This window comes from Streptomyces sp. NPDC060184, assembly GCF_042728795.1.
Taxonomy (GTDB): domain Bacteria; phylum Actinomycetota; class Actinomycetes; order Streptomycetales; family Streptomycetaceae; genus Streptomyces.
In genome coordinates this window covers 39,589-52,403 of record NZ_JBHWYX010000008.1, presented here as the reverse complement: position 1 = coordinate 52,403, position 12,815 = coordinate 39,589, and the positions used below count along the sequence as shown (strand labels likewise).

The 12,815-nt window shown below is 72.7% G+C and carries 8 protein-coding genes; 1 reads left to right on the top strand and 7 read right to left on the bottom strand.

From position 1 onward, the window contains the following. Positions 1–18: 18 nt before the first annotated feature. The 5 genes from fabI to ACFWEE_RS07710 are packed head-to-tail and all read right to left on the bottom strand — an operon-like array spanning position 19 to position 4,125. On the bottom strand, positions 19–843 hold the full coding sequence (gene fabI / locus ACFWEE_RS07730; protein ID WP_386887331.1) for an enoyl-ACP reductase FabI: 825 nt from the start codon (positions 841–843) through the stop codon (positions 19–21). Next, positions 840–2,012: a beta-ketoacyl-[acyl-carrier-protein] synthase family protein gene (locus ACFWEE_RS07725; protein WP_386887329.1), complete on the bottom strand. Its 1,173-nt coding sequence runs from the start codon at positions 2,010–2,012 to the stop codon at positions 840–842. Before ACFWEE_RS07725 ends, fabI begins: the two co-directional genes overlap by 4 nt. Next, complete coding sequence (locus tag ACFWEE_RS07720) at positions 2,009–2,257, bottom strand: acyl carrier protein (protein ID WP_386887327.1); 249 nt, start codon at positions 2,255–2,257, stop codon at positions 2,009–2,011. Before ACFWEE_RS07720 ends, ACFWEE_RS07725 begins: the two co-directional genes overlap by 4 nt. A gap of 53 nt (positions 2,258–2,310) precedes the next feature. Further along, the gene (locus ACFWEE_RS07715; protein WP_386887326.1) at positions 2,311–3,423 is read right to left on the bottom strand and encodes a 4Fe-4S cluster-binding domain-containing protein; all 1,113 of its coding nucleotides are present in this window, start codon (positions 3,421–3,423) and stop codon (positions 2,311–2,313) included. 15 nt (positions 3,424–3,438) lie between these two features. Continuing rightward, entirely contained in the window at positions 3,439–4,125 is a 687-nt protein-coding gene (locus ACFWEE_RS07710; protein ID WP_386887324.1) for a Phenylacetic acid catabolic protein, read from the bottom strand. A 414-nt stretch (positions 4,126–4,539) separates the two neighbouring features. On the opposite strand from ACFWEE_RS07710, the gene ACFWEE_RS07705 reads away from it, so the two are divergent. Continuing rightward, positions 4,540–6,204 (top strand): beta-ketoacyl synthase N-terminal-like domain-containing protein, encoded by a 1,665-nt coding sequence (locus tag ACFWEE_RS07705; RefSeq protein WP_386887322.1) that lies wholly within the window; start codon positions 4,540–4,542, stop codon positions 6,202–6,204. A gap of 125 nt (positions 6,205–6,329) precedes the next feature. Here the strand turns inward: ACFWEE_RS07705 and ACFWEE_RS07700 are convergent, their stop codons facing one another. Continuing rightward, positions 6,330–6,800: a PaaI family thioesterase gene (locus tag ACFWEE_RS07700; RefSeq protein WP_386887320.1), complete on the bottom strand. Its 471-nt coding sequence runs from the start codon at positions 6,798–6,800 to the stop codon at positions 6,330–6,332. After that, the gene (locus ACFWEE_RS07695; protein WP_386887318.1) at positions 6,793–12,765 is read right to left on the bottom strand and encodes an SDR family NAD(P)-dependent oxidoreductase; all 5,973 of its coding nucleotides are present in this window, start codon (positions 12,763–12,765) and stop codon (positions 6,793–6,795) included. Before ACFWEE_RS07695 ends, ACFWEE_RS07700 begins: the two co-directional genes overlap by 8 nt. Between the last annotated feature and the right edge of the window lie 50 nt (positions 12,766–12,815).

The window sequence follows — 12,815 nt, the reverse complement described above, 5'->3', positions numbered from 1 at the left end:
GCACGGAGAGCAAGGGGCCTACCCGGGACCGGGCCCGGGGCGGTGCGGGGGGTCTCCGATCCCGGCGGAGACGGCGTGCAGACCGCCGTCGGCGTGGAGCACCTGTCCGGTCGTGCGCCCGGCGAGATCGGAGAGCAGGAACAGCACCGCGCCGACCACCTGCCCGGGGTCCGACCGGTCCCAGCCGAGCGGCGCCCAGCTCTCGTAATGGTCGGCCAGCGCGTCGAAACTCCCCACACCCTTCGCGGACAGGGTCTCCAGAGGTCCGGAGGCGACCAGGTTGACCCGCACGCCCTCGGGCCCCAGATGCAGCGCGAGGTAGCGGGCGACCGCCTCCAGCGAGGCCTTGAACACCCCCATCCAGTCGTAACCGGGCAGCGCGCGGGCGCTGTCCACGGTGATCCCCACCACGCTGCCGCCCCGGTCACCCGCCGTCAGCAGGGGAGCGAGGGCGGCGGTGAGCCGTTGCAGCGAGTACGCGGACACCTGGAAACCGGACAGGGCGCTGGCCGGCGGCGTACCGAGGAAGGCGCCGCTGACCGCGTCGGCGGGCGCGTAGGCGATGCTGTGCAGCACCCCGTCCAACCCGCCCCACCGGCCGGCCAGTTCCTTCGCCACGGCGGCGAAGGCCGACTCGTCGGTGACGTCGAGTTCGAGTACGTCCGGCGGGGAGGGCAGCCGCAGCGCGGCCTTGCGGGTGATCCGGGCGGCCCGTCCGAAGGAGCTGAGCACGATCTCGGCCCCCTGCCGCTGGAGCGCCGCCGCGACGTGCCAGGCGATCGACTCCTGATTGGTCACCCCGGTGATCAGATAGCGGCGGCCGGTGAAGTCGAACACGCTCATGGCGCTCCCAGTACGAGGACGGCGTTGTGCCCGCCGAAGCCCAGCGAGTCCGACAGCCCGACCGCGCGGTTCGGGCCCGGACTCAGCGAACGGGCGGACGTGATGTGGTCCACCGCCCCCAGCCGGGCGTCCGGCTCGCTGAGCCCGTAGGTCGCGGGTGCGAGCCCGGCGCGCAGCGCACCGAGGGTGGCGATGGCCTCCACCGCCCCGCCGGCACCGAAGAGGTGCCCGGTGGCGGCCTTCGTGGAGGAGAGGGGGACGGACGCGAGCGCTTCGCCGAGCGCCAGGCGCAACGCGCGGATCTCCGCCTCGTCGTTCAGCTGCGTGCCCGTGCCGTGGGCGTTGATGTAGCAGAGGTCGGCGGGGGTGACGCCCGCGTCGCTCAGCGCACGCCGGATCGCCCGGGCCGCGGGAACCCCGTCGGGTGCCGGCGCGGTGAGGTGGTGGGCGTCGGAGCTGGCGCCGTAGCCCAGCACCAGCCCGTGGATCGTGGCACCCCTGGCCCGGGCCCCCTCGACGCTCTCCAGCACGAGGATTCCGGCGCCCTCGCCCATGACGAATCCGTCGCGTCCCGCGTCGAACGGCAGGCAGCGGCCCGTCGGGGACAGCGCCCCGGCCTCGGCGAAGGAGTCCCGCACGAGCGGCAGCAGCACCGCCTCCGCCCCGCCGACGACCGCCGCCGCGGCCTCACCGCGACGGATCGCCCCCAGCGCGACCCCGATGGCCTGCGCCCCGGCCGCACAGGCGCCCGAGGTGGCGAAGGACTCGCCGCCCAGACCGTAGCGCGTGCTCAGAGCCGCCGCCGCGCTGTTGGACATCATCAGCGGGACCGTCAACGGGGACGCGGCACCGCCCTGGCTTCCCTCCGGAACACCGCCGAGGCCGGTGCCGACGACACAGCGGACACGTTCGGCCGGATACGGCAGCCCCGCGAGCCAGCCCGCCTGCTCCAGGGCCTCCTCGGCGGCGACGAGCGCGAGCTGGGAGAACCGGGCGTTCCGCCTGCGCTCACGGCGGGTCAGGAAATCGCCCGCGTCGAACTCGGCGCAGTGGCCCTCGCCCGCCCCCAGACCGGTCTCGCCGGCGGCGAGACGGTCGGTCAGTACGGCGGCACCGACGCCGAGCGGAGTGACCGCGCCGACGCCGGTGACCGCGACCGCAGATGTCAACTGGCGGCCTGTTCGGTGATCTTGGCCGCGAGCTGACCCACGGTCACGTCGGCGAGCTCCGCACGCGGAATGCTGACCCCGTACGTGCGCTTCACGGTTGCCATCAGCTCGCCCACGTCCAGGGAGTCGATGTCCAGGTCGTCGAACTTGGCGTCGGGGGAGATGGTCTCCTCCTCGACGCCCGACTCGATGAGCTCGGTGCGGATGAGGTCGAGTACGGACTCGGCGGTTGCAGGTGCGGACATGATCGCTCCCTCTCTGAGGCTCGGTGATGCGCGGCGGTGCCGCTCGGTGGTGCTCAGCGGTTGAAATTCGGGGACTGCCCCTGGGACCAGGCCCACTGACGCCAGTAGCTCTCGGCCAGGTCCAGCCAGGTCTCCAGCCGCTGAGGGCTGTCGAGGAAGTGGTTGAGACTGACCATCAGCCAGCTGTAGACGGCCTGGCTGTCGCGGCAGCCGCCGCAGTCTCCCGAGGTGCAGCAGAACTGCAGCGTCTCGTAGTCCGCGCCGTAGACCGCGAACCCGTCGAGCACCGGGTTGCCGTTGCTCACCCGCAGCTCGTGCTCGGGCATGTCGACGCTGATGCTCGGGCAGACGTCGTAGCCGAACCGCGCGCCCCAGTGGCCGCGTCCGGTGATCAGCGCCTCGATGAAGTACGGATGGCTGACGACCGTGTCGGGGTACAGCTCCTTGACCCGCAGCGCCTCGCCCAGCGTGCGCTGCTCGTTCTCGATCCGCAGCGGGTGGTCGGAGCCGTGTGCGCTGTAGAAGTTGAACGTCACCACGTTGCCGTTGTCGCGGATCGCCCGCACCGTGGGCTCCACGTACGGCAGTCCCTCTTCGGACAGTGCGAAGACGAACGTCACCCGGGGATCGTCCTTGTAGTGCTTGAGCCCCTTCTCGAACAGGCCGGTGAACGACGAGCCGTTCGGCCGGTGCGCGCGCAGCGCGTCGTCGAGCGGGCCGCCGCCGAACAGGCTGATGCCGACCGCTACGTTCTCGAACCCCTCCCGGGGCAGCGGGCGCAGACCGTTGGAGGAGATGGTGATGTAGGGAAGTTCCTCCACGAACGGCTGCACCCGGTCGAGCACGATGGTCGGCTCTCCGCCGATCAGGGTGGCCTGGGTGACGCCGTCCGCGGCCAGCTTCCGCGCGAACTCCCGGATGACGCCCGGGTCCGAGGTCTCCCTGACGGCGGTGTCGAAACCGCCTTCGAAGTACCAACAGCCCTTGCACCGGATGTTGCAGGCGGTGGTGAGGTGCACCTCGCATCCGCGCACCCGGATGCCCATGGTGCGCAGAGCCTTCAGCCGATCGGCGAAGTCCGGTCGACCGGCGAGCAGTTCACGCAGGCGGGCCTTGGACTCCGCGCGCGACGGCGGGCGGGGGGTGATGGCTACAGGTATGGCCATGGCAGTCTCCGCAACCTACTCGGGTACGCGCAGGCCGAGATTGGCTATGCGCGGCAGAACCTTCTCGCGCCACAGCTCGATGGCCTCGGCGTTGGTGGTCTTTCGCAGGCCGTAGCGCACGACCGCCTGCGAGCGCTTGGTGTTGGGGCTGCCGAGGATTCCGACGAACATCGGCCACAGGCGGTCGAGTGCCGCCTGAAGCTGCTCCCGTCCCTCCTCGGTCTCCGCGAGATTGCGGCAGACCCTGGCTCCGTGAGCGATGTGGATCCTCTCGTCCTGGATGATCGTACGGACCGCTTCGGCCCAGGGCTTGTAGCTGCTCTCTGCGAACTCGCGCAGCATCACCATCGCGGTCTCCTCCCCGATGTAGGAGTAGACGCCGCGTTCCGCCCAGGTCGAGCAGGTGTGCATCCGGTCGTCGGCGAACAGCATCCGCTCGGAGATGCTCTGGGACTCCATGTAGGAGGTGTCGACGCCGAGATCGGCGAGAATACGCTTACCGATCTTGTAGTGGTCGTATTCCTCGGCGGCGCGCTCGGCGCAGACCTGGCGTTCCTCCGAAGTGGGCGCGAGCGGCAGGAACATCAGCGCGTAGTCGTCGCCGCCCGAAAGTTCACCCTCGGTGTTGATGGTGATCTGGCTGATCAGCATCTTCTGGTACTCGCGGGGCATCCGGTGGAATTCCTCCGGCGTGCGCACCACGACTTCCTCGTCATCCAGAATCGCAGTCGTCGTCAAGCGTCCTCACCCCTTCGCGGGTCGATGGCGGGGGGTGTGGACGGGAAGTGACGATATGTCATACACCCTCGGCACACAGAGGATTACCCCCCGAGCTCGCTCAAGCACCCTGCCACACCGAGAGCTGTCGGGGCCAGAGTCCGTAGACGATCAGCGCCGGGATTCCCCTGGCGTCCGACGTCAGTTGTTCCCACTTCATTCTTTCTCGCCGGTGAGGTCCCTTTTCCCTCTTTCTCGACGGGAGTGGAAAGGTGCGGTACATGCATGTGGAAAGGTGCGGTACATGCATGTAGCACGCTGCTGTGCCAGCTGCTACTGTCGCGGTCGATGTCCTCAACTCCTGATCCCGGTAACGCTTCCGGCCCTCTGCGCCGGGCCATGGAAACCATCCGCACCCTGCGGGAACAACTCGACGGGCGGCGCGAGGAACGGCGTATCGCCATCGTCGGCACGGGACTGCGCGCACCCGGTGGAATCGCCGATCGGGGAACGTACTGGCGCGCCCTGGCCGCCGGCCGGGACCTGACCGGCGCATTGCCGGAACAGCGGCGCCGCGCATTTCCGGGAGAGTGGGACGGCCTCCTCTCCCGCGGCGGATATCTGGACGACGTGCTCGGGTTCGACGCGAAGTTTTTCGGCATATCCCCCCGGGACGCGCGAAATCTCGACCCGCAGCACCGTCTGCTCCTCGAAGTGGTCTGGGAAGCGTTCGAGGACGCGGCGATCCTGCCCGCGCGCGCCGCCGCATCGACCGGCGTGTTCGTCGGCATCACCGGTCAGGACTACCGGCAGTGGGCCGAGGACGAGCCCAGCTCCTCCTGGCTGATCGGCAACGGCCACTGCTTCGCCGCAGGCCGGCTCGCCTACACCCTCGGCTTCCAGGGTCCGGCCATGGCGATCGACACGGCCTGCTCGTCCTCCCTGGTCGCCGTGCACACCGCGGCCCGTGCCCTGGTCGCGGGGGACTGCGACGTGGCGGTGGCCGGCGGCGTCAACCTGGTGCTCGCGCCGCGCTCCACGGCCGAGATCGCGCGCACCGGGGCACTGTCGCCGGACGGACGGTGCCGTCCCTTCGACGCCCGCGCCAACGGGTTCGTCCGCGGTGAGGGGTGCGGGGCGGTGGTGCTCAAGCGCCTCTCGGACGCGCGGCAGGACGGCGACCGGATCCTCGCCGTGATCGAGGCCACCGGCGTCAACCAGGACGGCCGCTCCTCCGGCTTCACCGCGCCCAACGTACTGGCGCAGAGCCGGCTGATCGAGTCGGTGCTGGCCTCCGCCGGGCTGACCGCCGCCGACATCGGATATCTGGAGGCGCACGGCACCGGTACCCCGCTGGGCGACCCGATCGAGCTGGAGGCGGCCCGGATGGCGCTCGGCCGCACCGGGCAGCGGTGGCACGTGGGATCGGTGAAGGCGAACTTCGGGCACACCGAGGCCGCCGCAGGGGTGCTGGGACTGATCAAAGCCGTCCTGTGCCTGGAACGGCGGCAGATTCCGCGGCAGGCACAGTTCACGACGCTCAACCCGCGGATCGACCTCGGGGACAGCGGCATGACCGTGCCGGCCGAGACGGTCCCCTGGGAAGCGGCGTCGGGCCGCGGCGCGGCCGTCAGCTCCTTCGGCATGAGCGGCACCAACGCCCACGCCGTCCTCTCCGCCGGGGCCGACGCCGCCTCCGACGGCGGACAACTCCCGGACGGCGCCGGGGCGAACGGCTTCCTGGTGAGCGCGCACACGGTCCCGGCGCTGCGCGGCCTGGCGGCCCGCTGGGCGGAGGAGGTGGCGGACCACCCGTATCCCGCGTTCGCCCGCACCGCCACGTACGGCAGGACCCGGCTCCGCCACGCGGTCTGGATCGGCGCGGACAGCACGGACGACGCCCGCGCGGCACTCACCGCACTGGCGAAGGGCGACGACGACCCCCGCGTACGGACCCTGGACGCGGGCGAGACACCGCCCGAGGAGCAGGGGGCCGGGCGCGCGGTCGTCTCCCTGCCAGCCTACCCGTGGGAGCGGACCACGTACTCCGTGCGTCCGGTGTGACGCCGGGACGCCCGGGACACCCGATACGTCCGGCGTGACGCCCGGGACGCCCCGTACGCCTGGTACGCCCGGGACGTCCGGCGTGACGCCCGGGACGTCCCGACCCGCTCCCACGCGCCGCGCCGTCAGCCGACCGTGCCGCCTGCCCCGCCCGCCCCGCCTGCCCCGCCACCCGCGGCGCGGCGGCCGGGGAAGGAGAAGTGCAGCGTCGCCATGGCCACCCGGCGCGCCTGCTCGTCCTCGACCCACGCGGTGAAGACCCCGGTCCGCCTGCCGATGCGCACCGCCTCGATCCTGGCGCGCAGCGGACCCGGCTCGACGGCCTCCAGGAAACTGATGCTGCCCGAACTCAGCACCGCCGACGGTGTCCTGCCCAGGTAGGCGCTCACGGCCAGGTACGCCGACACGTCCGCGAAGGCGAAGATCGCCGGACCCGAGACCGTGCCGCCGGGCCGGACCGACAGGCTCTCCGCGTCGGAGGTGAACAGCACCCCGTCCGGTGTCACCTCGGCGACATCGATGCCCTGCCGGTCCGGCATGAACTCCCTCAGCAGCGTGCGGACTTCCCCCGCGCTGAGGATCGGACGGTCATCCATGCGTCCCCGCCTCCGTCGTGTCGAAGAGCTCCGACAGGGCCACACCCAGACGGGCCGCCGTGCCGTATTTGAACAGCAGGGTCGGGCTGAGTCGCAGCCCGAGCGAGGTCTCCAGCCTGTTGCGGAGCTCCAGGGACATCAGCGAGTCCAGGCCGAGCGCCTTCAACGGCACGTCCCGGTCCAGCCGGCCGGGGTCGACGCGCAGCACCTGCGCGGCCTCCCGGCGCACCGTCTCCTCCAGCAGGGGCCGCCGCAGCTCGGGCGGCACCTCGCGCAGTCCGCCCTCCACCTCGGTCCGCTCGGCCGTCGCGAGGGACTGCCAACTGGTCAGCGCGGCGGACGCGGGGTACGTCTCCAGCCAGCGCCGCGCGTCGAGCGCGACATGGGCGACCACGGCCTCGTCGCTCTCGATGAACGACCGGAGCGCCCGCCAGCAGGCGTCGACGGTGAGGCTGCCCATACCGCGGTCGGCGAGACGGTCACCACGACCGGCCGCCCGGGCCGCGAGACCCACGTCGGCCACCGGCCCCCACTGCACGCTCAGACCGGGCAGGCCCACCGCCCGGCGTTCGACGGCCAGCGCGTCCAGGCCGCTGTTGGCCGCGGCGTAGGCGGCCTGGCCGACGGTGCCGACGAAGGCGGCGGCCGACGAGAAGAGCACGAAGAGGTCCAGCCCGTCGGCGGCGGTGAGCTCGTGCAGCACCCGGGCGCCGTCGGTCTTCGGGCGCAGCACCCGTTCGATCCGCGCGGCGTCGAGACCGCCCAGGGTGGCGTCGTCGAGGATGCCCGCGGCGTGGAAGACCCCGCGCAGCGGCGGCAGGGTGTCCCGGATGTCGTCCAGCACCGTACGCACGCGCTCCCGGTCGGCCACGTCGCCCGACCACACGCCGACGCGGACGCCACGGGCGCGCAGGGCCTCGATCCGGTCCGGGTCGCCGGGTGCGGACCGGCCCAGCAGGGCGATCGCGCCCGCCCCGTTCTCGGCCAGGTACTCCGCCAGGGAGAGCCCGAGCGCGCCGAGGCCGCCCGTGATCAGGTAGCTTCCGCGGGCCCGGAAGCGGCCGTCCGGCAGCGGCGTCGGCACCACGGTGGAGCACTCGCCCGGAGCGGTGAGCACGAGCTTGCCGATGTGTTCGCCCCGCGACATGGTCCGGAAGGCCGCCGGAGCGTCGGCGAAGCTCCACTCCCGTACCCGGATCGGCTCCAGCGCCCCGCTCTCCACCCGGTCCCACACGGCGCGCAGCACCCGCGCGAACCGCTCGGGGCGGCGGCGCAGCATACCGGCGACGTCCACGGCGGTGAACGACAGCGACTTGGCGAACGCACCCAGATCGACGGAGGTGTCCGCGTAGATGTCGCGCTTGCCGACCTCCACGAACCTGCCGTCCTCCGCCAGGGCTTCCAGACCGACCGCGAGGGCGGCCCCCGTCAGCGAGTTGAGGACGACGTCGACGCCCCGGCCGCCCGTCGCGGCGCGCACCCCCTCGGCCCAGTCGAGCCCGCGCGAGTCGAAGACGTGCTCGACGCCCAGCCCACGCAAGTGGGCACGCTTCTCCTCGGTGCCCGCCGTGGCGATCACGGTGGCTCCGGCCGACCGCGCGACCTGGAGGGCGGCGAGGCCGAGTCCGCCGGTGGCCGAGTGGATCAGCACGGTCTCCCCGGCCTCGATCCGTGCCACATCGATCAGCGCGTGCCAGGCCGTCACCATCACCATCGGCAGCGCCGCCGCCTGCGCGGGGCTCAGCCGCGACGGCAGCGGCACCACGTGCCGCGCGTCCACCGTGGCGTGGGTGGCCAACGCACCGAAGCCACCCGCGACGACCCGGTCACCCACCACGACCCCGGTCACCCCCGGGCCCACGGCCGTGACCGTGCCCGCGCAGTCGAGCCCCAGCACGTCGCGGCCGGCGGACTCGTCGGGGTAGACACCCATCGCCTTCATCACGTCGATGAAGTTGACCGACGCCGCCTCCACCGCGATCTCCACCTGCCCGGAGGCCGGGACCGAGCGGTCCAGGGGCCGCCGCTGGACCGCATCGGGACTGCCCGGCCCGGCCACCTCCAGACGGAACGCCTGGACACCCGTACCGGTGCGCCAGGGCGCGGGGGTCCGCGGCGGGCCGCCCCGCGAGCGCCGTCCCACCAGCCGCTCGCCCTTGCGCAGGCGCACCCGGTCCTCGGTGGCCGCCAGCTCCTTCGTCAGCTGGTCCGCCGCGTCCGGCGACAACCGGTCCACCTCGATCAACCGGGCCGCCAACTGCGGGTGTTCGGCCTGGACGACCGCGAGGAAACCCGGGTACAGACCGGCTCCGGGGTCGCCCTCGCGCACCACGGCGACCAGCCGGACCGACGGGTTCTCGTCGAGGCACCTCCGGATCAGCGCGGTCAGCTCGACGAGCCCCGCCGGCCCGTCCTCCGGAGCGACGAACACCACGGTGTCCGCCTCGGCCAGCGCGTCGAGCCCCACCGCGCCGGGCAGCAGATCCGTCCGCCGGCAGGCGACCGTCCCGACGGGTACGTCCTTCTCCGGGCGCTCGCACGGCTCGAAGACCATCCGGTAGACGTCGGACGCGATGTCGTCCTGCCCGGCGTCGACCGGCAGTCCGGCGAGCACCAGCCCGTCGACGCGGCCGACCGGAGCACGGTCCGTGTCGAACACGTCGAGGTCGAAGCCGTCCTCCCGGCGGCGGGCGTACACCCACAACCGGCTCGCACCGGTGGCGGACACCAGCGCCGAGCCGATCGCCACCGGGACCGACGGACCGTCACCCGCCGCCAGTGCCGCCTGGAGGACACCGTCCCACAGCACCGGGTGCAGGGCCGCCGCGAGATCCCCGGAACGGCTTCCCGACGGCAGTTCCAGCGCGACGAGCGCCTCGCTGTCCCCGGCGTACGCCCGCGTCACCGAACGGAAAGCCGGTCCGTAGCCGAGACCCCGCCCGGCGCACCGCCGGTAGAACGTGTCGGCGTCCTCGGCCTCGCCGTCGAGCAGGTGCTCCGGGAAGGCGCGGAACTCCGTCGGCGCCCCCCAGGACGCCCGGGTCCGGCAGTGCCGGGTCCACCCCGTCTCGTGGGCGGAGGCCACCGTCAGCACGCCCGCGTCGCCCGCTCCGCGCCGCCAGGTGACGGCGAGCCGGACCGGCTCGTCACCCAGTACCAGCGCCGAGGGCAGCTCGACGTCCCGCAGCAGCACCGGCCCGTCCGCATGGCCGGCCAGCGCGTGCTGGAGCAGCGCCAGACAGCCCCCGGCCGGGAAGAGGACCAGGTCGTGCACCCGGTGGTCGGCCAGCCAGGGGTGCGCCTCCACCGTGACCGGGACGGTGCTCTCCCACACCCCGTGCGCCGTCGACGGCGCCAGCGACAGCGCCAGCCGCCCGTTCGCCGCGCCCCGGCCCCCGACCGGCTTCACCCAGTGCCGCACGCTCTGGAACGGGTACGGCGGTGCGCCCTCCCGGGGACGGTGCGCGGGCCGCGGGCCGAGGGCGTCCAGCCCCGAGACGTACGCCTCGCCGAAGGCGCGGAGCAGGTCCCGGTGGCCGCCCTCGCCGCGACGCAGGGTGCCGAGCACGACCGGCGGCTCGGCCCGGGTCTCGCCGATCCCGCGCAGCGCCGCCCCGAGGCCGGGGTGAGGGCTGACCTCGACGAAGTGCGTCACGCCCCGGTCGAGCAGCTGCTCCACCGCCTCGGCCAGCCGGACCCGGCTCCGCAGGTTCCTCGCCCAGTACCCGGCGTCCACCTCGGTGCCGTCGAGGCTGTCGAGATCCACGGTCGACATCATCGGCAGGTGCCCGCGGCGGGGGCGTACGGGTGCCAGGGCCGCCCGGATCACCTCGGTCAGCGAGTCGATCTGCGGGCTGTGCGAGCCGTAGTCGACATCCACCAGGCGGCAGAACACGTCGTCGGCCTCAAGGATCTCCTTGAGCAGCAGGACGGAGTCCGCGTCCCCGGACAGCACGCAGGAGCGCGGGCCGTTGTGCACGGCCAGTTCGACCAGGCCCTCGAAGCCCTCCAGCGCGGCCGACGCTTCGGCGGCGCTCAGGTCCACCGCCAGCATCCGGCCCCGCCCGGCGACTTGCCGCAGGAGTGCGCTGCGCCGGCTGACGACCAGCGCGCCGTCCTCCAGGGAAAGCGCCCCGGCCACCGTGGCCGCGGCGATCTCCCCCTGACTGTGGCCCAGCACGAGGTCGGGCCGCACGCCGGTGTCGGCCCACGCGGCGGCGAGGGAGACCGACATGGCCCACAGCGCCGGCTGTACCCGGTCCACGGCTGCCGAGGGGTCGGCGTCGGTCACCAGCGCGCGCACGTCCCAGTCGACGTGCCGGGCGAGCGCCTCGGCGCAGCGGTCCATGGCGCGCGTGAACGCGGTGTTGTGCCCGTAGAGGCCCGCGCCCATCCCGGCCCACTGGGCGCCCTGCCCCGGGAAGACGAAAGCGACCTTGCCCGCATCCCGTGCTCGGCCCGCGGCGGCCTCGACCAGCTCGGGGCCGATCAGGGCGCGTCGCTCGGCGAAGTGGTCGCGGTGCCACGCCAGCGTCCCGGCCAGCTCCCGTGCGGACCCGCCCGCGTCGATCCGCTCGCGCACGTCCTCGGCCCGTCGGTCCAGAGCGGACGCGGTGCGGGCGCTGAGGGGCAGCAGGAACGGCTCGTCCGACGGGGCCGGTTCGGACCCGGGGGCCGGTTCGGTCCGTGCCTCGGGCGGCGGACCGGTCAGGACCGCGTGGGCGTTGGTGCCGCCCCAGCCGAAGGAGTTGACACCGATGTGGCTGTCCGGGGCGAGCGGCAGCGGCTCCCTGGCGACGGCGAGGTTCAGCCCCTCGAAGTCGATGGCCGGGTTCAGCTCCTCGGCGTGCAGACTGGCGGGTACGACACCGTGCTCCAGCGCCAGCACCGACTTGATCACCCCGGCCAGCCCCGCCGCCGGTTCGAGGTGGCCGATGTTGGTCTTGACCGATCCGATGTGCAGGGGGCCGGCGTCCCGGGCCCTGCCCAGCACCTCGCCGAGCGCGGCGGCCTCGGCGGTGTCGCCCCGCACCGTGCCGGTGCCGTGCGCCTCGACGTACGCGAGCCTGTCGAGGGGCACCGAGCCGGAGCCGTAGGCCCGCCGCAGCAGATCGCGCTGGGCCGCGGGGTTCGGCGTCACCAGGCTGTCTCCGCCGCCGTCGTTGTTCACCGCACTGGCGACGATCACGGCGCGCACCCGGTCGCCGTCGCGCAGCGCCCGCTCCAGCGTCTTCAGATACACCGCGGCGACGCCCTCGCCCCGCACGAATCCGTCCGCCCCCGCACCGAAGGCATGGCAGCGACCGGTCGGTGACAGTCCGCCGAAGTGCGTCAGTCCGACGGTCACTTCAGGCGTCAGCATCAGGTTGGATCCGCCGACGAACGCCGCGTCGACCTCGCCGTGCCGGAGCGCCTGGCACGCCTGGTGCAGGGCCACCAGCGAGGACGAGCAACTGCTCTCGACGGTGAGGCTGGGGCCGGTCAGGCCGAGTACGTAGGACACCCGGGAGGAGAGGATGTCGAGCGAGTTGCCGACGATGCTGTGCTGGGTCGCACCCGATCCGGCGTCCTTGCGGAGCAGTTCGTAGTCGTGCCACAGGCCGCCCATGTAGACCCCGGTGCGCGAGCCGCGCAGCCCGGAGGCCGGTTGGCCCGCGTCCTCCAGCGCCCGCCACACCGTTTCGAGCATCAACCGCTGCTGTGGGTCGAGGACTTCGGCCTCACGCGGTGAGATCCCGAAGAACTCGGCGTCGAACAGGTCCACTCCGTCGAGGAAGCCGCCGACGCTCTGGATCTCGCGGGTCGGATCCACCACGTCCGCCGGGTCCCAGCGGTTCGCCGGTACCTGCCCCACCGCGTCGCGTCCGTTGATCAGCAGTTCCCAGAACCCGTGCAGATCCGGCGCCTGCGGGAACCTGCCCGCCATGCCGACGATCGCGACGGGAACAGTACGGATGTCGCTCAACGTCCCTCCCAGGAAAGCACATCGCCACCTGGAGCCCCATCCTGAGGTGC